The organism is Streptomyces sp. 2323.1, from assembly GCF_900221035.1.
GTDB lineage: Bacteria > Actinomycetota > Actinomycetes > Streptomycetales > Streptomycetaceae > Streptomyces > Streptomyces sioyaensis.
The window spans coordinates 7,934,525-7,955,408 of sequence record NZ_LT907981.1; the positions used below are offsets into that span (position 1 = coordinate 7,934,525).

18 protein-coding genes are annotated in these 20,884 nt (G+C 72.2%); 10 read left to right on the forward strand and 8 right to left on the reverse strand.

What is annotated here, in order from left to right; genetic code table 11:
• The first annotated feature begins 47 nt into the window (after positions 1-47).
• Genes CPH93_RS34025 through CPH93_RS34040 form a run of 4 tightly spaced genes read left to right on the forward strand, consistent with a single transcriptional unit; the run spans position 48 to position 5,114 of the window.
• The gene (locus CPH93_RS34025; RefSeq protein WP_096215060.1) at positions 48-1,631 is read left to right on the forward strand and encodes an ABC transporter substrate-binding protein; all 1,584 of its coding nucleotides are present in this window, start codon (positions 48-50) and stop codon (positions 1,629-1,631) included.
• A complete protein-coding gene (locus CPH93_RS34030) occupies positions 1,628-2,581 on the forward strand; it encodes an ABC transporter permease (RefSeq protein ID WP_093481482.1) in 954 nt (317 codons plus the stop codon). The genes CPH93_RS34025 and CPH93_RS34030 overlap by 4 nt, the downstream gene beginning before the upstream one ends.
• Positions 2,578-3,477 (forward strand): ABC transporter permease subunit, encoded by a 900-nt coding sequence (locus tag CPH93_RS34035; protein WP_096215061.1) that lies wholly within the window; start codon positions 2,578-2,580, stop codon positions 3,475-3,477. Before CPH93_RS34030 ends, CPH93_RS34035 begins: the two co-directional genes overlap by 4 nt.
• Positions 3,474-5,114 (forward strand): ABC transporter ATP-binding protein, encoded by a 1,641-nt coding sequence (locus CPH93_RS34040; protein ID WP_096215062.1) that lies wholly within the window; start codon positions 3,474-3,476, stop codon positions 5,112-5,114. Before CPH93_RS34035 ends, CPH93_RS34040 begins: the two co-directional genes overlap by 4 nt.
• Here the strand turns inward: CPH93_RS34040 and CPH93_RS34045 are convergent.
• Complete coding sequence (locus CPH93_RS34045; protein ID WP_096215063.1) at positions 5,047-6,348, reverse strand: cytochrome P450; 1,302 nt, start codon at positions 6,346-6,348, stop codon at positions 5,047-5,049. The two genes, CPH93_RS34040 and CPH93_RS34045, sit on opposite strands and share 68 nt — an antisense overlap.
• Positions 6,345-7,193: an alpha/beta fold hydrolase gene (locus CPH93_RS34050; RefSeq protein ID WP_231977066.1), complete on the reverse strand. Its 849-nt coding sequence runs from the start codon at positions 7,191-7,193 to the stop codon at positions 6,345-6,347. The genes CPH93_RS34045 and CPH93_RS34050 overlap by 4 nt, the downstream gene beginning before the upstream one ends.
• A gap of 322 nt (positions 7,194-7,515) precedes the next feature.
• Between CPH93_RS34050 and CPH93_RS34055 the strand changes: the two genes are divergently transcribed.
• Positions 7,516-8,769 (forward strand): MFS transporter, encoded by a 1,254-nt coding sequence (locus CPH93_RS34055; protein ID WP_231977067.1) that lies wholly within the window; start codon positions 7,516-7,518, stop codon positions 8,767-8,769.
• Positions 8,770-8,839: 70 nt separating this feature from the next.
• On the opposite strand, the gene CPH93_RS34060 is transcribed toward CPH93_RS34055, so the two are convergent.
• Both CPH93_RS34060 and CPH93_RS34065 read right to left on the reverse strand, forming a co-directional pair.
• Complete coding sequence (locus CPH93_RS34060; RefSeq protein WP_096215709.1) at positions 8,840-10,072, reverse strand: RNA polymerase sigma factor; 1,233 nt, start codon at positions 10,070-10,072, stop codon at positions 8,840-8,842.
• Positions 10,073-10,080: 8 nt separating this feature from the next.
• Positions 10,081-10,434 (reverse strand): YciI family protein, encoded by a 354-nt coding sequence (locus tag CPH93_RS34065; protein ID WP_006607010.1) that lies wholly within the window; start codon positions 10,432-10,434, stop codon positions 10,081-10,083.
• A gap of 327 nt (positions 10,435-10,761) precedes the next feature.
• Between CPH93_RS34065 and CPH93_RS34070 the strand changes: the two genes are divergently transcribed.
• Positions 10,762-11,961, forward strand: coding sequence for an AI-2E family transporter (locus CPH93_RS34070; RefSeq protein WP_096215064.1), 1,200 nt, complete (start codon positions 10,762-10,764; stop codon positions 11,959-11,961).
• A 30-nt stretch (positions 11,962-11,991) separates the two neighbouring features.
• Here CPH93_RS34070 and CPH93_RS35985 read toward each other — a convergent pair whose 3' ends face one another.
• Positions 11,992-12,150, reverse strand: coding sequence for a hypothetical protein (locus CPH93_RS35985; protein WP_159032194.1), 159 nt, complete (start codon positions 12,148-12,150; stop codon positions 11,992-11,994).
• Between the two features lie 201 nt (positions 12,151-12,351).
• On the opposite strand from CPH93_RS35985, the gene CPH93_RS34075 reads away from it, so the two are divergent.
• Positions 12,352-12,936 carry a GNAT family N-acetyltransferase gene (locus CPH93_RS34075; protein WP_096215065.1) on the forward strand — a complete coding sequence of 195 codons (585 nt, stop codon included), beginning with the start codon at positions 12,352-12,354 and terminating at the stop codon, positions 12,934-12,936.
• Between the two features lie 28 nt (positions 12,937-12,964).
• Here CPH93_RS34075 and CPH93_RS34080 read toward each other — a convergent pair whose 3' ends face one another.
• The 3 genes from CPH93_RS34080 to CPH93_RS34090 form a co-directional block, all read right to left on the reverse strand.
• Entirely contained in the window at positions 12,965-14,227 is a 1,263-nt protein-coding gene (locus tag CPH93_RS34080) for a glycosyltransferase (protein ID WP_093481472.1), read from the reverse strand.
• Positions 14,228-14,330: 103 nt separating this feature from the next.
• A complete protein-coding gene (locus tag CPH93_RS34085; protein ID WP_093481471.1) occupies positions 14,331-15,389 on the reverse strand; it encodes a class I SAM-dependent methyltransferase in 1,059 nt (352 codons plus the stop codon).
• Between the two features lie 88 nt (positions 15,390-15,477).
• Positions 15,478-16,680, reverse strand: a complete 1,203-nt coding sequence (locus tag CPH93_RS34090; protein WP_231977068.1) for an acyltransferase family protein — start codon at positions 16,678-16,680, stop codon at positions 15,478-15,480.
• Between the two features lie 549 nt (positions 16,681-17,229).
• Here CPH93_RS34090 and CPH93_RS34095 point away from each other — a divergent pair.
• The 3 genes from CPH93_RS34095 to CPH93_RS34105 all read left to right on the forward strand — a co-directional run bounded on the left by CPH93_RS34095 (position 17,230) and on the right by CPH93_RS34105 (position 20,776).
• Positions 17,230-17,910, forward strand: coding sequence for an autotransporter adhesin family protein (locus CPH93_RS34095; RefSeq protein ID WP_231977069.1), 681 nt, complete (start codon positions 17,230-17,232; stop codon positions 17,908-17,910).
• A 122-nt stretch (positions 17,911-18,032) separates the two neighbouring features.
• Positions 18,033-18,785, forward strand: a complete 753-nt coding sequence (locus tag CPH93_RS34100; protein WP_096215068.1) for an IPT/TIG domain-containing protein — start codon at positions 18,033-18,035, stop codon at positions 18,783-18,785.
• A 167-nt stretch (positions 18,786-18,952) separates the two neighbouring features.
• Positions 18,953-20,776: a beta strand repeat-containing protein gene (locus tag CPH93_RS34105; protein WP_231977070.1), complete on the forward strand. Its 1,824-nt coding sequence runs from the start codon at positions 18,953-18,955 to the stop codon at positions 20,774-20,776.
• Positions 20,777-20,884: the final 108 nt, after the last annotated feature.

The following is a 20,884-nucleotide window of genomic DNA, read 5'->3' on the forward strand; positions in this document are numbered from 1 at the left end:
CCTCCGCACCAACCTTTTCTCCGCCCGCCCATACCAAGGAAACCGCCATGTACGACGGCCCCGCTCCCGACTCCCGCCTCCCCGGCCTGCGCCGCCGCGGCTTCCTCGCCGCCGGTGGCGCCGCCGGCCTCGGCGCCCTCGCCCTCACCGGCTGCACCGGCCCCGCCGCCTCCGATGACGCCGATGGCGGCGGCCGGCCCCGGCGCGGCGGCAGGCTGCGCGCCGCGTTCGCCGGCGGCGGCGCCAACGAGACCCTCGACCCGCACCAGGCCAACCTCTTCGCCGATGTGGCCCGCGCCAAGGCGCTGTTCGACAAGCTCGCCGACTTCGGCGCCGACCTCTCCGCCCGGCCCCGGCTCGCCGCGTCCTGGGAGCCGAACGCCGGCCTCGACCGCTGGACGGTGACACTGCGCAAGGCGTCCTTCCACAACGGCAAGCCGGTCACCGCCCGGGACGTCCTCTACAGCTACCGGCGCATCGCCGACCCCCAAAAGGCCTTCCGTGCCAAGGCCTCGCTGGAGCCCCTAGACCTCACCGCCAGCCGGGCCGTCGACGCGCGCACCGTCGAATTCGTCCTGAAGCGGCCCACCGCCGAATTCCCCAACCTGCTCGCCGCGTTCGGCGCCTACATCGTCCCCGACGGCACCAAGGACTTCACCGAACCGGTCGGCAGCGGCCCCTTCCGCTTCGTGTCCTTCGCCCCCGGACGGTCCGCCGTCTTCCGGTGCCACGACGACTACTGGGACGGCCCGCCCCACCTGGAGCGCCTGGAATTCCTGGTCGCCAACGAGGAGTCCGCGCGGCTCAACGCCCTCCTGGGCGGCCAGGTCGAATACGCCCATGAGCTCACGCCCACGACCGCCCGCGCACACGAGGGCAAGGGGCAGATCGAGATCATTCGGCTGCGCAACAGCGCGATGCAGGCGTTCGCGATGAAGACCGACCGGCCGCCGTTCGACGACCGGCGGGTGCGCGAGGCGTTCTTCCTCCTCGCCGACCGCAAGGAACTGGTCCAGGGCGCGCTCTCCGGGGCCGGCGAGATCGGCAACGACCTGTTCGGGAAGGGATACGAGTACTACGCGGACGACCTGCCGCAACGCGCACCCGACCTCGACCGGGCCCGCCATCTGCTGAAGCAGGCCGGCGCCGACAGGCTCCGGGTCACCCTGGACACCTCGCCCGTCGCCGCCGGATTCACCGAGTCCGCCGCCATCTTCCGCGATCAGGCCGCCAAGGCCGGAGTGCGGGTGAAGGTGGCGATGGGCAGCAAGGACAGCTACTGGCAGGACACCCTCGACTCCGGCACCCTGTGCTGCTACCGCTCCGGCGCGATGCCCCTCGAATCGCACTTCTCCCAGCGGCTGCTGACCGCCTCCACCACCAACGCCACCCACTGGCGGCACAAGGACTTCGACGCGCTCTACCAGCAGGCCCAGTCCACCCGGAACACCAAGGACCGGGCCGCCGTGTACGCGCGCATGCAGCGCCGGCTGTACGCCGAGGGCGGCTTCCTGGTCTGGGGCTTCGCCGACTGGATCCTCGGCACCGCCCGTACCGTCCGCGGGGTGGACCGCCGGGCCCCCGCCAACACGCTCGACTGGGCCCGCTTCGACAAGGTGTGGCTCGCGTGACCGGACTGCGCTCCTGGCTGATCCGCCGGCTGCTGCTCGGTGCCGGGCAGACCGCCGCCGTCGTGCTGCTCGTCTTCGCCCTCACCGAGGCGCTGCCCGGCGACGCCGCCGTGGCGCTCGCCGGCGACCAGCCCGACCCCGCACGGATCGCCGCCATCCGCGAGGCCATGCACCTGGACCGGCCCGCCGCCGAACGCCTCGGCGCGTGGGCGGCCGGGCTGCTCCACGGCGACCTCGGCAACTCACTGATCTCCGGCCGGCCGGTCAGCTCCTACCTCGCCGACGGCTTCGGCCCGACCCTGCTGCTCGCCGCGCTCACCCTGCTGCTGCTCGTCCCCCTCGCCGGCGGCCTCGGTGTCCTGGCCGCCCGGTACGAGGGACGGCTCGTGGACCGCCTCATCAGCGCCGTGACCCTCGGCGTGTACGCGGTACCGGAGTTCGCCTTCGGGGTGCTGCTGGTCACCGTCGTCGCGCTGCACCTGGGGTGGCTGCCGCCGACCGCCGTCGGCTACGGCGGAGACCTGCTCGCCCACCCCGCGGTGCTGGTGCTGCCCGTGCTGGTGCTGCTGTCCCGGCCGGTGTGCTCCCTGGCACGGCTGGTCCGGGCCGGCATGATCGACGCACTGGCCGCGCCCTACATCGCACACGCCCGCCGCTACGGCATCCCCGGCGTCCGCATCCGCTACGCCCATGCCCTGCCCAACGCCCTGGCACCCGCCGCCCAGCAGCTCGCCCGCACGGTCGACTGGCTGCTGTGCGGAGTCATCGTCGTGGAGGCCCTCTTCGTGATCCCCGGACTCGGCACGGTCCTGATGAACGCCGTGGCGGAACGCGATGTCCCCGTCCTCCAGGGCCTGGCCGTCGTCTTCGCCGGCACCGCCGTCGTACTCAACCTCGCCGCGGACACGGTTGTGTTCCGCTGTACGCCCCGCGCCGGGGTGGCGGCGTGAGCCGCCGGGGGACCGGCCGCGCCGGACGCTGGGCCTGTGCCCTCCTCATCCTCGCCGTACCGCTGCTGCTCGCCCTGCTCGGCCCGCTGTTCGCGGGGGAGCCCGGGCCACGCGCCGCCTCCTTCACTGCCGGCGGCGGGCACTGGGCCGGCACCGACTTCGTCGGCCGGGACGTCTGGCGGCAGGTGCTGCTCGGCGGACGCCCGGTGGTCGTGGCCGCGCTCGCCGCGACGGCGCTGGCCTACGCGGTGGCCCTGCCACTGGGCCTGTTCAGCGCGCTGACCCACCGCCGGTGGCTGGACGAGCTGTTGATGCGGCCGCTGGACGTCCTGCTCGCGGTGCCGTCGCTGCTGCTCATCCTGCTGGTGGCGGCGGTCATGCGGCCCGGCGCCGCGGGCATCGCGCTGCTGGTGGCCCTGGTCAACATCCCGGACGCCGCCCGGGCCGTCCGAGCCGCGGCCGCCGAGGCGGCCTCGCGTCCCGTGGTCGAGGCGCTGCGCATGCAGGGCGAGTCCTGGGTGCGCACGGCCCTGGGCTATGTGGGCCGTTCGGCGCTGCGCACCCTGGCGGCCGACGCCGGCGTGCGGCTGACCGGCGTGCTCTACCTGGTGGCCACGGCCGCCTTCCTCGGCGTCGGCGCCGCACCGGACGCCGCCGACTGGGCGGTGATGGTCGACCGCAACCGCACCGGCATGTTCGTCCAGCCCTGGGCCGTCGCGCTGCCCGCCGTGCTGATCGTGGCGCTGACCATGGGCACCAACCTGCTCTTCGACGCCGCCCTCACCGGACGCGGCCGCAGCGCCGGACCGGCACGGGAACCACAGCCCGGCCACACCCCTGCCGACGGCGACGGTACATACCCCGGCCCGAGCCGAATGGAGAAGCCCAACCCGTGACCGTGAACACCGTGCACGAGGCCGCCCGGATCCAGGACCTGCGGGTCGAAGTCGGCGGCCGCGCCCTCGTCGACGGGGTGAGCCTGCGGCTGGCACCCGGCCGGATCACTGCGCTGATCGGTGCCTCCGGCAGCGGCAAGACCACCACCGGACGCGCGCTGCTCGACGAGTACCCGCCCGGCGCCAAGGTGACCGGCGAGGTGCGGGTCCCCGACGCCGTCGTCGGCTATGTCCCCCAGGACCCCGCCACCGTCCTCAACCCCGTCCGGCCGGTCGCCGCCCTCCTCCAGGACATCGCCCGCACCCAGGTACGTCATCTGCCGCGCCGCGCCCGCCGCCCCGCCATCCGGGAGCGGGTGCTGCACGCGCTCGCCCGGGCCCGGATACCCGACGGCGAAACCCTGCTGCACCGCTACCCCCACCAGCTCTCCGGCGGCCAGCAGCAGCGGATGGTCCTCGCCCAGGCCCTGCTGACCGGCGCCAGAACCCTCGTCGCGGACGAACCGACCACCGGCCAGGACGCCCTGACGACGCAGGAGATCGCCCGCCAACTGGCCGCCGTCGCCCGGCAGGACATCGCGGTCCTGCTGCTGAGCCACGACCTGGACGTCGTACGGTGCCTGGCCGACGAGGTCCATGTCCTGCGCGCCGGCCGCATCGTGGAATCCGGCCCACCGGACCAGCTCTGGCACTCCCCGCAGCACTCCTGGACCCGCGCACTCCTCACCCCGGCCGCCCCAGCCGGACCACCGGAAAGCGGGCCCGCCGCCCACAGCGAGGCCACCACGGAGCCCGCCGACGACGAGCGGCGCGACGCGGCCGTGGCCGAGCCCGCCGGGGCCGCCGTCCTCCCTGCCCGGGACACCGTCCTCCAGGTGCGCGGCCTCACCGCCCGCCACGGCACGTCCCCCGTCCTGCACGTCCCCGAACTCCGGCTCCCGCCCGGCTGCTCGGCCGTCGTGGGCCGCTCGGGCAGCGGCAAGACCACCCTCGCCCGCTGCCTGGCCGGACTCCACCGGACCTACGACGGACAAGTCCTGCTCGACGGTGCCGTCCTGCCCCGCAGCCTCCGCGACCGGACCCGCGCGCAACTGGCCGCTGTCCAGTACGTCTTCCAGGACGCCCGGGCCGCCTTCGACGCCCACCGCCCGGTCCTCGACCAGGTGGCCCGCAGCGCCATCCGACTGCGCCACCGCCCCCGCCCGGAGGCCACGGCCGAGGCCGAGCGCACCCTGCGCTCCCTCGGCCTCGCCGGTGACCTCGTACGCCGCACACCGGCGGAGCTCTCCGGCGGCGAGCTGCAACGCGCCGCGCTCGCCCGCGCCCTGCTGGCCCGCCCCCGGGTCCTGATCTGCGACGAAATCACCTCCGGCCTGGACACCGTCACCCGGCGGAGCCTGCTCACCCTCCTGGAGGGCCTGCTGCGGGCCGATCCGGACCTGTCCCTGGTCCTCATCACCCACGACCGCGACACCGCGGCCCTTGCCACCGCCCTCGCCGTGCTCGACGCGGGCCGGATCGTCGAACAGGGCCCGGCCGGCCGGCTGCGCAGCGCTCCCCGGCACACCCTCACGGCGGCCCTGTTGCAGACGCCACATCCACCAGCCGCAACGGCAGTGACTTCAGCCCATGGATGAAGTTCGACACCAGCCGCCGTGGTGGTGCGGCCACCTCCAGAGTGGGCAGCAGGCGGCAGGTCTCCTCGTACAGCACCCGCAACTGCAGCCGGGCGAGGTGGGCGCCCAGGCAGACGTGCGGGCCGTCGCCGAACGAGACATGCGGATTGGGGGAGCGGGTCAGGTCCAGCCGGTGCGGGGCGGCGAAGACCCGCTCGTCGTAGTTCGCCGCACCGTGAAAGACGACCACCTTGTCCCCGGCGCGCACCGAACGGCCGGCCAACTCGGTGTCGTACGCCGCGGTCCGGCGGAAGCTGAGCACCGGCGGATGCCAGCGCAGCAGTTCCTCCACCGCTGCCGGCATGCCCACGGCTCCGGTGCGCAGCGCGCGGTACGCCTCCGGGTGCCGGGCCAGGGCCAGCAGCCCGCCGGGAGCCGCGCTGCGGACGGTGTCGTTGCCGGCGATGGTCAGCAGGAAGAAGAACATCTCCAGCTCGGGCACGGCCAGTTCGGCATCCGAGGCGAGCGTGGTCATCACGTCATCGCCCGGATGCCGCCGTTTGTGGGCGGCCAGCTCCCGCGCGAAGGCGAACATGTCCTGGAGCATCGCGGGGGAACGGGGGTCGGCGGGCCGCCCGTCCGGGCCCGTTTCGGCCGGGGCCGCCTCGTCCGGGTCCTGGTAGCCGATGACGCGCCGGGTCCAGTCCAGCAGCAGCCCGCGTTCACCGGGCGGTACGCCCAGCAGATCGGCGAGGTTGAGCAGCGCGAAGTCGTCGGTGACGGCGCCGACGAGGTCGCACACCCCGTCCTCCCCGCGTGCCGTATCGACCGCCGAAGTCAGCAGATCACGCGCCCGTTGGCGTACCACCGTTGCGAAACGGTCGATCCGGCCGGGGGTGAACGCACGGCTGACCGCACGCCGCAGCCGGCCGTGGTCCGGGGGGTCCTGGTTGAGCATCATGCGGCGGATGAACGGCAGGTCGGCCGGGGCGGGGTCCCGGATCTGGGTGGCGCCCAGGCAGGAGGAGAAGGTGCGGGCGTCCTTCAGGACCCGTACGACGTCCGCATGGCGGGTGACCGCCCAGAAGCCGGGACCGCCCGGCCAGCCGAGCACCTCGTGCTCCTCCTGCCAGGCCACCGGATGCCAGTCGCGCAGGAACTGGTACGCCGTATGCGGCAGACCGTCCACATAACCGCGCGGGTCGAATACGTCCGGCAGCTGCGGCTCCCCGGCACCGGCCGCGGGCCTCGTCATCCCGCGTCCGGCCCGTCGCCATCGCCGTGGCCGTCCCCACCGCTGTTGCCGCCGCCACCACCGTTGCCGTCTCCGTCGTCGTCGGCACGCAGGAAGTCCTCCACCACCCGGATCAGCTCCAGCGGTGTTTCGTCCATCGCATAGTGCCCTGCCGACACCAGCTCGATCAGCTCGCTGTTGGCGTACCAGCGCATCCAGGTCCGGCGCGTCAGGTCGGCGGTCAGCGCCGGATCCAGGGTCCCGGTCACCGCCAGCGCCGGCACCGCCGAGCCGTCGACCTCGGCCGCGAACCCCTCCCCGGACCAGGAATCCAGCCAGGCCCGGACCGCCGTGGGATCGCTGCACGCCACCGAATGCCGCACCATCCGGTCCAGCCAGGCATCCGGGCGGCACCCGCCGGACGTGAAGTCGATGATGGCCCGGCGGTTCTCCGGGGCATGGGCGGCGGAGGAGAACAGCTCCCACTGCTCCGGCGGCAGGGGCAGCCCGGAGGCCGGGACCGGTGAGATGCCGACCAGCCGTCGCACCCGCTGCGGTGCCGCGGCCAGCACCCGTTGGGCGACGCCGGCGCCCATCGAGTGGCCTACCACCGAGAACCGGTGCCAGCCCAGCCGGTCGGCGAGCGCCAGCACATCGCCCGCCCCTTCGCCGGTGGTGTACGCGCCGGCCGCACCCCGTGCTTCGCCATAGCCCCGCAGATCGACCACGGCGTACTGGAATGCGTCCCGGTCGAGATCCGGCAGGACCGGGTCGAAGGCCGACCTGTCGCTGAACCACCCGTGCACGGCGATGACCTTGTGCGATCCGGTGCCGTGCAGGGCATGAGGCAGAACGAAAGAAGCCACGCTCACTCCAGACTTGGTGCTACGCGCCGACGGCCGAGGGCCACGTCCGTCCACAGTGACCATCACCTCCCCCGCCTGCAAGAGCGCCACGGCCCGGCCGCTGCCGCGAGCCTGACGTCGTCTCAGCAGCCGGAACGAGCCCCGTTCGCTCTTGACCAGCCCCTGCACCCAGCGTGACAGTGCGCTGATGACCAGTGATGCAACATCAGCAGAGACGCCGGCAGAGAGATCGGCGAAGCCTCCGGCAGAGACGTCGACGGAGAACTCATCGGGGCCGGGGCCGGACCCGACGAGCGCCGGTGGTGCGGCGGGTGGGGAGAGCATGCGGCGGGTGGCCGTGGCCTCGTTCATCGGGACGGCGATCGAGTTCTACGACTTCTACTGCTACGGCACGGCCGCCGCGCTCGTCCTCAACCAGGCGTTCTTCCCGACGCTCGACCCGGTCAACGCCACCCTCGCGTCGTTCTCGACCTACGCCGTGGCCTTCGCCGCACGGCCACTCGGCTCGGTGCTCTTCGGTCACTTCGGCGACCGGGTGGGCCGTAAATCCGTCCTGGTGGTCTCCCTCCTGCTGATGGGTCTGTCGACCGCCTGCGTCGGACTGCTCCCGGGCTATGACACCTGGGGGATCTGGGCACCGGTGGTGCTGACGCTGCTGCGCTTCCTGCAGGGCATCGGACTGGGCGGAGAATGGGGCGGCGCCGCGCTGCTCGCGGTCGAGCATGCGCCGCGCTCCCGGCGCGGGCTGTACGCCGCCTTCCCGCAACTCGGTCCGCCCGTGGGGTTCTTCGCGGCCACCGGGGTGTTCTGGCTGCTGTCGTCGGGACTCGACGATGCGGCGTTCCGCTCGTGGGGCTGGCGGGTGCCGTTCCTGTTGTCGTTCCTGCTGGTCGGCGTCGGTCTGTTCGTCCGTCTGAAGATCAGTGAGACACCGGTGTTCACCAGGGTGCGGGATGCTCAGGAAGCCGCCAGGGTGCCCGCCGTCGAGGTGCTGCGCAGCCACCCGCGCGAACTGCTGCTGGCCGCGGGCAGCATGATCGTTGCTTACGGCCTCTTCTACACCGCGACGACCTACTGCCTCGCCTACGCCACCGGCACCCTCGGCATCGCCCGCAACACCATGCTGGCCCTCTCCCTCGTCGCCTGCCTCTTCCTGGCAGCCGGGACCTGGCTCGCCGCCACCCGCTCCGACGCGGCCGGCCGCCGCCGGCTGGTCCTCGCCGGCAGCGTCCTGTCGGCCGGCTGGGGGCTGGTGCTCTTCCCCCTGCTGGACACCGCACAGCCGGTGCTGATCGCCCTCGGCATCGGGGGCGCGCTGTTCTGCATGGGCGTGGTGTACGGCCCGATGGGGGCGTACCTGCCGGAGCTGTTCAGCACGAGGGTGCGCTACTCGGGCGCCTCGCTCGCCTACAACCTGGGCGGTGTCCTGGGCGGCGCGGTCGCTCCGCTGCTCGCCACCCGGCTCCAGTCGGCGTTCGGTTCCGCGTCGGTCGGCTGGTACCTCAGCGCGATGGCGGTCCTCTCGCTGCTGTGCGTCCTGGCGCTGCCGGAGACCCGCGCACGAGAGCTGACCTGAGCGGCTCGACGCCGGGACGGCCCGCCAAGGCAGGCGCGGATCCGGCCCGCTCCCTCCGGACCCGCGCAGGTCACTCCTCGTGCAGCGGAGGCAGCGCCTGACGACTGCGCTGCAGGAAGCGGCGCTCGGCCGCATTCCCGGTGCGGTCGAGCGCCTGCTCGTACGCTTCGGCTGCCTCCGCGGTGCGGCCCAGCCGCCGGAGCAGATCGGCGCGGATGGCATGGAAGAGGTGATAGCGGTCGAGGGCCAGGTCGTCGACGAGCGCGAGCGCCGCCCGCGGTCCCTCGACCTCCGCCACCGCGACCGCACGGTGGAGGGCCACGACCGGGCTGGGGGCGAGCGCGAGCAACTGGTCGTAGAGCTGAAGGATCTGCGCCCAGTCGGTGGCCGCCGCGGTCGGCGCGTCACTGTGCACGGCGTTGATCGCCGCCTGGATCTGATACGGGCCGGGTCGGTTGCGTCGCAGGCATCGCCGGACGAGTGCCTGGCCCTCCTCGATGAGGGCGCGGTCCCAGCGGCCGCGGTCCTGGTCGGCCAGCAGCACGAGGTCGCCGTGCGGTCCGGTGCGGGTGGCCCGCCGCGACTCGGTCAGCAGCATGAGCGCCAGCAGGCCCAGCACCTCGGGCTCGTCGGGCATCAGCGCTGCCAGCAGCCGGCCGAGGCGGATCGCCTCCCGGCAGAGGTCCTCGCGGACCAGCTCCGCGCCCGAACCGGCCGCGTAGCCCTCGTTGAAGATGAGGTAGACCACGGCCAGGACGGCCCGCAGCCGGTCCGGAAGGTCGGCATCGGACGGAATCCGATAGGGAATCCGCGCATCGCGGATCTTGCCCTTGGCCCGGACCAGCCGCTGCGCCATGGTCGGCTCGGCCACCAGGAAGGCACGGGCGATCTCCGCGGTGGTCAGCCCGCCCAGGAGCCGCAGGGTCAGGGCGACCTGGGCGGCGGGAGCGAGCGAAGGATGGCAGCAGGTGAACATCAGGCGGAGCCGGTCGTCGCGCACGGGTCCCTCCTCGTCCGGTTCCCCGGCGGCGTGCAGCAGAGCGGCTTGCGCCTGCCGGTCCGCGCGGGACCGCTCCCGGCGCAGGCGGTCGAGGGCCCGACGGCGGGCCGTGGTGATGATCCATCCCGCCGGGCTCGGGGGCAGCCCGGCGGACGGCCACCGTTCGATGGCCGTGGTGAAGGCGTCCTGGACCGCCTCCTCGGCGACGTCGATGTCACCGAAGACGCGGACCAGGACCGCGACCGCACGGCCGTACTCCTCGCGGAACACCCGCTCCACGTCCGCTGCGGTCGCCTTCGCCATGCCGGATGTCACTCGAAGGATCCGTGCTGAAACGGCCTGACCTCGATGGGGAGGGTGGTGGCGCGGGCGAGCTTGCGCCCCCATTCGAGGGCGGCGTCGAGGTCGGGTGCCTGGATGACGGTGAACCCGCCGATGTGCTCCTTGCCCTCGACGTACGGGCCGTCCGTCATCAGCATCTCGTCGTCCTTCTGCCGCACCACGGTGGCCGTGCTCGGCGGGTGCAGCCCCCCGGCGAAGACCCAGGCGCCGGCGGCCCTCAGCTCGGCGTTCACGGCCTCCACGTCCCGCATGATCGGCGCCAGGAACTCCGCCGACGGCGGCGGCCCGTCGGGCTGGTAGATGCTGAGCAGGTAGTGCGTCATGGTGTGCCTCCTTGGCCGATCGCTCCGCCGGCGCCTCGCCGGCCTCTCACCCTCTATACGAACGGCCTCGGCCCGGATCGACACGGTGACGCGACCGGCCGGAAAAATTCTCCGCAGCCCGAGCGCGGCGCGGCGCCCCCGTCCCTCCCGGCCGCCCGCGGTCCTCCCCCTGCCGCATGCCTTCGGGGGAATGCACGCCCGCACACGTTCGAAGACCACCCCAAGGTGATACCCGTCTGGGTACGCGCGGAGGCGGATGTCTGCCTCTCGCGGGCAGTCGTCCCCCGTCCGGCCCTGGGCAGGGGGGTGGGAGGCGGTGGCGGCCAGGTGCAGAACCCATCCGGCAGGGAGCGTGCGCGCTCCTCCGCCGCCCGTGGGGGCAGGACCGGTGCACCGCGTACCGCCCGCGGCGCGTGGGCGGCAGCCGCGCGCCGGTCGCTCAGCGGTGCCCCGGATCGCGGCTCGTGGGAGGCCGCACACATCTCTCCGACGCTCCGACTGGCGGCCGCGTACGGCTGGCGACTCATCGTCGTCGGAGTGGCCGTCTACCTGATCTTCGCGGCGCTGGGACGGTTCCACCTGGTCACGCTGGCGGTGTTCCTGGGCCTGGTGCTGACGGCTCTGCTGGAGCCGCTGGTCAGCGTGCTCCACCGCTGGATGCCGCGGTCGGCGGCCGTCGTGGTCGGCCTGCTGCTGGCCATCCTGGTCCTCTTCGCCGTCCTGAGCCTGATCGGGGCGAATGTCGCCGGCGAGTGGGAGGGGCTGCGCCGGGAGTTCGACGGCGGTGTGGCCAGGATCGGACGGTGGCTCGAAGGCCCGCCCTTCCACCTGCGGCCGGGGACCCTCTCCGATGTGCAGGCGCAGGTGTCGCGGTTCGTGGCGCGCCATCGGGCCACGCTGATCAACACGGCGCTCAGCGGGGTGGGGCGGCTGGTGGCGGTGCTGACGGTGGGGGTACTGGCGCTGTTCTGCTCGGTCTTCTTCCTGTACTCGGGCGACCGGATGTGGGCGTGGTTCGGCGGCCAGCTGCCGGTGCGCGGCCGCCGTCCGGTGCATCTCGCGGGGCGTGCCGCATGGGTCACCTTCACCGGGTACACCCGCGGAATCGTGGTGGTGGCCGCAACCAATGCGGTGCTCGTGGGAGTGGCGCTGTTCGTACTGCGGGTGCCGCTCGCCGTCCCGCTGGCCGTCCTGGAGTTCTTCGCCGCCTTCGTTCCGCTGGTGGGCTCGCCCGTCGCGCTGGCCGTGGCCGCCGTGGTGGCGCTGGCCACGAGGGGCCCGCTGGTGGCCGCGGTCGTGGTGCTGCTGATCGTGCTCATCGGGCAGCTCGAAGGCCATGTGCTGCACCCGCTCGTGATGAGCCGGGCCGTCCGTCTGCATCCGATGGTGGTGGCGCTCTCCGTCATCTGCGGCAGTGTCGCGGCCGGAGTGGCCGGAGCGGTCGTCGCCGTCCCGCTGGTCTCGGTGGTCTGGTCGGTCTACGGCGTTCTGCGCGCACCCCGGCCCGCCGTGTCCCAGGGGAGCTGAGCGCGTCCGGCCGCCCCCTTCCGCCGCCCGTCAGAGGCCCACCGTGGTCAGCAGCGACAGCAGGCTTCCCTTGCCCAGTGCGCCCACGCCGCCCCGGATTCCGGGGTCGGCCACCGCGGTACCGGCCAGTGCGGCGGAGAGCGGCAGCAGAATGCAGAGCACCATCGCCGTGCGCATCGATCTCTTCATTGCAGTCTCCTTTCGTCGTCTCGTCGTCGACACCATCGGCACGACCACGACCGCACTTGAATCCCCGACTTGATGCCCGAAGGGGCAGCTGAGGGACGCCCGGTTCGGTCCCTGTGGGACGATTCCGGGTGCTGCGCACGGGCGGAAGCCGCACCGTGCGGCAGGAACGTCGTCCTACGGGTGTACTGCGGGGGGAACCGGGTGTTTGCGATATCGCTGGGTGCGGACGGTGCCGAGCTGCGGCCGCTGGAACCCTGGCACGCCGAGGAGTACCTCGCGCACATCGACCGGGGCCGGGAGTACATCGGCCAGTACATCGCGCTGGCCGAGCGCGCCACCGATCTCGCCTCCGCCACTGCGTTCCTGCAGTCCTACGCGGACAAGGCGGCGGCCGACAGCGGTCGTCTCTACGGCATCTGGCAGGACGGTGTGCTCGTCGGGGGCGTGCTGTTCCGGACCTTCGACGCCGCGTCGGGCACCTGCGAGGTCGGCTGCTGGCTGGAGGGGGCGGCCGCCGGTCGTGGGCTGATCACCCGCGCGATCCGGCTGCTCATCGACTGGGCGGTGGACGAGCGCGGCATCCACCGCGTGGAGTGGATCGCGGCCGCCTCCAACACCGCGAGCATCAACGTCGCCAAGCGGCTCGGCATGGTCCGGGACGGAGTGCTGCGCGAAAGCAATCTGTACCGAGGCGTCCGCCACGACATGGAGATCTGGTCGGTCCTGGCCCCGCAGTGGCGCGAGCTGCGCGCATCCGGCCGGCCCCGGCCGCCCCGTGCTCAGTAGCAGCCGGTCTGCGGCCACCGCCTGACGCTCAGCCGTCCGCGGTGCCCCGCTCCGCCAGTCGTTCCACCGCGGTCAGGACGTGGCCGGCACCGTCCTCGGCGTCGAGCAACGCCGCGAGCTGCTGGGCGCGATGACGGTAGCGGGGTTCCTCCACGGCCTTCCGGATGGCCGCCGCGAGCCGCTCCGCGGACAGCTGCCGGAACGGCACCCGTCCCGGACTGACCCCGAGCGCGGTGAGACGCGACGCCCAGAACGACTGGTCGAGCATCATCGGCACCGGGACCGCCGGCACCCCCGCGCGCATACCGGCCGCCGTGGTGCCCGCGCCCGCGTGGTGCACGACGGCCGCCATCTGCGGAAACAGCTGTGCGTGCGGGACTTCGCCCACGGTCAGGACGTCATCGCCGTCGACCGACAGACCGGCCCACGCCGTCTGGACCACGCCGCGCACTCCGGCCAGCCGCAGGGCCCGGCCCACGAGGCGTCCGAAGCGCTCCGGCTCGTCGAGGGACATGCTGCCGAAGCCCACATAGACCGGCGGCGGGCCGGCTTGCAGGAAGTCCGTCAGACGGGAATCCGGTGTCCAGTCAGGCGCCTCCCACGGCCACCAGTAGCCCGCCACCTCCATTCCCGGCCGCCAGTCCGTGGGCCGCGGCACCACCACGGGGCTGAAACCGTGCTGCACCGGCCAGGTCGCCCGGCGCCGGGCGAGTGCGCCGGCCGTCACACTCAGCTGTCGCTTGAGGTGCTTGACCCCGGTGGCGAACGCCAGGTCCAGAAGGGACTGGGCGCAGCGTCCCGCGGCCCGGTTGCCGAGCGGCCCCAGCGACGGCAGGTCGGCGATGACGGGCGGGAACTCCCGGGTGGGGGCGAGCGGCTGCAAGAACACGCCGGCGCTGGGCAGTCGCAGTCCCGCCGCGGCCACCAAACCCAAGGGAGCCACGCTGCTGGAGAACAGCAGGACATCGACGCCGGACGTACCCGCCTCGATCAGCGCGTCGGCCATCTTGGGAGCCAAGTCCCTTGCCAGCTGGACCTGTTGGACCTTGGAGAGCCGGTACCCAGGGCCCTTGCCGCCGGGCCAGCCGGGCTTCTCGTGCCCGGCTCCCGAGGTGGCGTACGGGTCGAGCGGAAGCGGGTGGAAGCCCAGCCCGCTGCGGCGGACGTGTGCGGCCGAGCGGGTGTGGGTGGCCATCACCACCGTGTGGCCGGCTGCCTGCAGCCGGCTCCCGAGGCCGGTGTAGGGAGCCACGTCTCCGTGTGAACCTGCGGTGGCGATCAGGATGTGCATGGTCGGAAGTGTCCCGTCTCTTGGGGGAGGAGGAGGGCGAGTGCGCACCGCGTCACCCGGGCGGACTAATCTGCGCAACCCCGCACCACCTCGCGCCCCGTGGTCAGTCCCGTCGGGCGACCACCCGGTAGGCGTTGGACAGCCGGGTGCGCCGGGTGAGGGGCGCCAGCAGGAGGTCGAGTCCGATCAGCACGAGCAGCGCGGGTGCGGCGGCGAGCAGGGCCAGCGCACGGATTCCCCGGCCGAGCGGGCTCGGCTTCTTCGGCAGCCACGGCAGATCTTCGCCCGGCAGGACGGAGTTGAGCACATTCACCGCCGCGGACGTCAGATCGGTGGGGATGTGCGGCTCCTTCCGGTCGGTGGCCACGATGGTGAAGCCCTGCTCGGTCAGTGCGCTGCGGAGGTTGTCCAGCGGAATGAGGTGCAGGTGCTGGGGCTGGAGCCACGGGCCCCACCACCGGCCGAGCAACCGTGCGGCGGCGGACTGCGGGTCGGGGACTTCGACCAGGAGGTGGCCGCCGGGCCGCAGCACCGTCCGGGCGGCGGTCAGTTCACGCCGGGGCGCGAGGGTGTGCTCCAGGTAGTGATACATGCTCACCACGTCGTAGTGGCCGGCGAGCTGCCCGGCCAGGCCCGTGAAGGAACCGCGGTAGGCCCGTGAGATGCGGCCCGTGCGGGCGGCGATCTCGACGCCCTCGCCCCAGTCCAGCCCGTGGAACTCGGTGCTCGGGTGCAGGCGCCGGGCCTCGGCGCAGAAGTGGCCGTGGCCGGTGCCCACATCCAGCCAGCGGCCCGGCCGGCCGAAGGGGAGCATCGCGCGGGCGCGGGTCCGGTAGAGCTTGACGGCGAGGGGCGAGGAGGCCATCCGCGCCATCGTGGCCTCACCGAGGCCGTCGTAACAGTCGCGGTAGTAGAAGTCCAGGCCCTCCGGGCTCAGTCGGGGGTTCTGGAAGACGTGACCGCAGTTGTGGCAGGTGTCGAGCACGAAGCTGCCCGGTTTGCGCTGGGGGTGATTCGTGGTGCGCAGGCGCTCGCGCAGTCGGGGGGAGGTGCACCAGGGGCACGTACTGCGCGGCGGCTCGAAGAATTGCGCCAGCCCGTGTGCCAGCTCCTCCTGGTAGTGGGGCCGGTGGGCGGCGACTTGCTCGCTTCGCGACGTCATCAGGAGCCTCTTTCAGCTGTCGTCCTGCGGGGGGAGCGGTGCTGCGGGTGGGGGAGGCGCGGGCGAGACGCGAGGTCGGCGGTTTCGTTCACGGGGCTGCCGCCAGCCGGGGACGTTCACGACGACGGGCGCGAGGCGAGGAGAAGCGCCGCATGCACGGGCGCTCCACTCCCGCGTACACCAGCCAGGAGAGCAGAAAGATCACGGGGAGGGCGGCCAGGATCGCGGCGAGTCTGCTCCAGCCCAGGTGCGTCAGACCCATGAACATCAGCCCCAGCACCAGCAGGTGCACCAGATACATGGCGTAGGAGATCTCACCGAGGAACACCAGGGGTGCGGTGCGCAGCAGCGACGTTCTGCCGCGTAGATCCAGTTCCGCGGTGGCATGGACGAGCACGGCGAGCGAGCCCACGGTCGAGGCCGCGTACAGGAAGGTGTGCGGCAGAAAGGACGCGTTCACGATGATGGCGCTGATGACCCCGAACGCGGCCGGCAGCACGCCGATGCGGGGAAGCCGGATTCTCTCCGCGGAGATACGAGCCACGATCATGCCGAGCACGAACTCGGGCAGCCGGGTGACCGGGAGCATGTACAAGAACCAGTATCCGGGAAAGAAGCGGCCCTCGGGGTTGAGGACCAGCGCGCAGAACACCGGCAAGGCCCAGACGAGGGCAATGGCCGACACCGCGCCGATCAGCAGCCCGCGCCGCGACAGCCGCTTGATCCAGGGCAGCAGCACCGGGAAGAGAAGGTAGAAGAACATCTCGGCGGCCAGGGACCAGGACACGGGATTACCCGCGGAGAGAAAGCGCTGGCTGGGTACCCAGGTGTTCACGAGGAAGAGGCTGGCGAGGTGGGCCACCATTCCCGAACCGCCCTTGGCGGTCGCCGTACCTGCGAAGGCGAGGGCGCCTACGACCACACACCAGGTCAGCACGTGATTGGGCAGAATCTTGGCGGCCCGCCGGCGCCAGAAGGAGCGCGCGGTGTCCGTCGGACGGGCGGAATGGGTGAGGACGAACCCGCTGAGGATGAAGAAGAGCGACACCGAACTCGCGCCCACCCACACTTCGGGCCCGAGCGTCCTGGCGAGGTGCGGGTTGAGCAGCAGGACGCTGTGCGTGAAGACGACTCCGCCCGCGGCGGCAAAACGCAGACCGGTCAGCGAGGGCAACCGCCCGCGGCCGGCACTCCCGCCGTCTCCCGTTGGCGGCCCCGCCTCCGTACGGCCGGCCGGGGCGCTGCCCGTCTTGGCCGTGGGGCGGAATGACAGCCTGGAGAGATGGCGCATAAGAGGCCTCCTGCGAGAGCACGCCCACGCCCATGACCACCACGTACAGGGAGGGAGGTGCATGGGGCGGGGCCCGCCTGGGATCGGATGACATGGCTGATCCTGGCCCGTGCAAAGGAGTGGGCGGCCCGTCGCGCGGCTGGCTTGATTGACCCATTACCGGACGCCCCGGCAATAGGGGGGTGGGCCGATTTCACTCGTACGGCCCAGCTTCTCCGGAGCCCGCCGGGGAGGGCCACTGGGGCATCGCCGGTGTGCTGTGACGGGGCCGATGTGCGCTCTGCCGATCGGGTGACGTGGCGTCAAGACCCTTGCTGACGCGTCCACCCAGGTGGATTACTGGCTCCGTTCCAGTCCGGTGGGCCCGCCCGTCCCTCTCGGGGAGCGGCAACCGGCCTGCCCTCACTGACCACTTGAGCGTGCAGGGAATCGGTGCAGCTCTGGCGCCGTGGGGTGCGCGCTCCCGAGGGGAAGGGGCGCATGCACCAACCCGTGCGGTGCGTGGCATCGGGGGCCCGGCGGCTCACGCCATCTCTCTCCGGGGGCGTCATGCCAACTGTCCGTACTCTGCGATCCCTCCTCGGTGTCGGTGTCCTCGCCGTGGGGCTGGCCGTGGTACCGGCCCCGGCACACGCCCAGACCTCTGTGCTGTGCAGTGAATCCGCCCTGGTGAACGCGATCACGGCGGCGAACGCAGCCGGCGGCGACACCTTGGCGCTGTTTCCGTTCTGCACTTACCGGATCACCGGTGCGCACGGCACCAGCTCCACGGGACCGGTGGGACTGCCGCCCCTCACCACTCCGATCAGGATGACGGGACTGGGCAACATCATCGAACGGGCTCCGGGAGCACCACCGTTCCGCATCCTTCAGGTCGAGGGATCGGCCAACGTGCCAGGAACACATGGGCAGTTGGACGCGGCCGGGATCACCGTCCGTGGCGGCAGCGCCGTGTTCCCTTATCCGGGAGGCGGCATCTCGAACCTGGGCGGCACGGTCTCCTTGCGCTTCAGTTCCATCACCGGCAACAGCGCCGTCGCCGGGGGCGGCCTCTACAACGACAACGGTGTCACCACGCTGAACGCCAGCTCCGTCGCCGGCAACACAGCCACCTTCGGAGGGGGCGGGATCTACGTCAACTCCGGCGGTGTGACGCTGTCGGGCACCACGGTCAGCAGCAACACCCCGGACAACTGTGCCCCGTCAGGCAGCGTCATCGGCTGCTCATGACGGTCGGCCGAGGCCCCGGCCGCATGCTCCACCACGCAGTCCCCACCACAGCCGGCGGCGAACGCAGCCTGTCGGCCGCGGTTCCTCACCCCCTTCACACACCTCATCAAGGAGGCCATGCCATGCCCATCTCCCCGAACCAGGGCTCGACCGGAGGCGGGACCACGGTCACCATCACCGGGTCCAACCTCGCCGGCGCCACAGCCGTGCACTTCGGCTCCAAGACAGCCACCATCACCGCCAACACCGCCACTTCGGTCACCGTCACGTCCCCGTCCGGCACCGGGACGGTCCCGGTGACCGTGACCACCCCCGGCGGCACCAGCAATCCGCTGTCGTTCTTCTACATCGGTGCGCCGTTCAAATCCAGCCTCAGTCCCCTCACCGGCGTCACGGCAGGCGGCAACACCGTCACCATCAACGGCACCGGACTGACCACCGCCAGCGCGGTGCACTTCGGGACCGTCACCGCTACCCCGACCGTGGTCAATGACGGCCAGCTGACCGTCACCGTCCCGGCGGGTGTGGCGCCCGGGCCGGTGAGTGTCAGCGTCACCACCGCCGGCGGCACCAACAACGGTCTGACCTACACCTATGTCGACGCACCCACCATCGCCACCCTCAACCCCAACTCCGGTCCGCCGACCGGCGGAACGGTGGTGACCCTCACCGGCACCAACCTCAGCACCGCCCAGTCCGTCACCTTCGGCGGCCTGTCCGCAGCGTTCTCCGTCATCAACGACAACAGCCTTTCCGTCGTCTCCCCGCCCACGGCGGACGGCGGAGCCGGACCCGCCGACGTCACCGTGACCACCAACGGCGGCAGCGCGACCGCCGTCGCCGGCTTCACCTACGTGGCCGGACCCGGCATCTGATCTCCCGCCCGGTCCGCTGACCGCCTCGGCTTCGCCACAGGCGCCCGGACAGCCTGCCCGGACAGGGTGCGCCCTGCCCTGCCCGGGCTCCGTTCCTCTCCCTTGACGAGCCTTGGCCTGGCACCTCTTCGCCGGTGCCGGGCCCGGGCGCCCGCCTTCGAAGGACCATGGCTGTGCATCCCTCTGAAAACCTGCCGTCCGCTTCCGCCCCGCGGCCGCTGGCCGACGCCCCGCCCACGGTCACGTCCGTCTCACCCACCTCGGGCTCCGCCGCGGGCGGTACCAGTGTGACGGTGACCGGCACCGGCTTCACCGGCGCCACCGCCGTGCGCTTCGGTGCCACGCAGGCAACCTCGTTCACCGTCAACTCCGACACCCAGATCACCGCCGTCACCCCACAGGGCACCGGAACGGTGCAGGTCACCGTCACCACCTCGGCCGGCACCAGCAACCAGTTCGTCACCTACGGCTACACCACCATCGCCGCGCCCGTGCTCTCCGCGCTGAGTCCGAGTTCGGGTCCGGCGGCCGGCGGGACGGTGGTGACGCTGTCGGGGTCGGGGTTCACGGGGGCGACCGCGGTGCGGTTCGGTGCGGTCCCGGTGTCGTTCACGGTGGTGTCGTCCACGCAGATCGCGGCGACGGCGCCGGCGGGCTCGGGTACTGCCCAGGTGACGGTGACGGCCCCGGGAGGGACGAGCAACGGGGTGGCGTATACGTACACCTCGGCATCGGTTCCGGTGCTGTCCTCGCTGAATCCGAGTTCGGGCCCGGCGGCCGGCGGGACGGTGGTGACGTTGACGGGGTCGGGATTCACCGGTGCCACCGCGGTGCAGTTCGGTACTGCTACGGCGTCGTTCACGGTGGTTTCCGCGACGCAGATCACCGCCACGGCGCCGGCGGGCTCCGGTACGGCTCAGGTGACGGTGACGACCCCTGACGGGACGAGCAACGGGGTGGCGTTCACGTACACCTCGGCTTCCGTTCCCGTGCTGGCGTCGGTGAGTCCGAACTCGGGCACTACGGCCGGCGGGACGACGGTCACCCTCACCGGCACGGGCCTGGCCGCCACCAGCGCGGTACGTTTCGGCGCCACCGCGGCGGCCTCCTTCACCGTCGTCTCCGACACCGTCCTCACCGCCGTCGCCCCGCCCGGGAGCGGCACCGTGCAGGTCACCGTCACCACCCCGGGCGGCACCAGCAACGGGGTCTCCTACACCTACTCCGTGGCCCCCACCCTGAGCAGCGTCAGCCCGAACCAGGGGCCCACCTCGGGCGGGAACACCGTCACCCTGACCGGCACCAATCTCAGCGGAACCACCGAGGTCGACTTCGGTGCCACCCCGGCGACGTCCTTCACGGTGCTCTCCCCGACCCAGATCACCGCCGTGGCTCCGGCGGCGGTTGCGGGGGCGGTCGATATCACCGTGACGGCTCCGGGCGGGACCGGCACCCTCCAGAGTTCCTACTTCTTCGTCAACGCCCCGGTGCTCACCGCCGTCGCGCCGCTCTCGGGCCCGCTCGCGGGCGGCAACACCGTCACTCTCCTCGGCACCCACCTCGTCGAGGCCACGGCGGTCCGCTTCGCGAACACCGCCGCCAGTTCGTTCACCGTGGTCTCGGATTCCCAGATCACCGCCGTGGTCCCCGCAGGGGTGGCCGGACCGGCAGACGTCACGGTCAGTACCGCCGGCGGTACCAGCAATCCGGTGACCTACACCTACGTCGCGGCTCCCGTCCTTACGGCGCTGGCCCCGGCCCAGGGGCCCGCCTCCGGCGGCAACACCGTCACCCTCACCGGCACCCACTTCTCCCAGGTGACCAAGGTTCTCGTCGGCAGCCTGCCCGTGGGCTTCACCCTCGTCTCCGACAGCCACCTCGTCGCCGATGTCCCGGCGGGAGCCGTCGGGCCGGTGGATGTCACCGTGGTCGGCCCCGGTGGCACCAGTGCCCCGCAGACCTACACCCGGGTGGCCTCACCCGGCATCTGACGCGGCGACCGGCGGGGGGCCGACTGTCGGAGCCGGACAACCCTGCACGGTGCGGAGTGGGGGAGGCGAGTCAGTGCGGACGCCGGGGTGCGCCGTCGCTGATTGCCA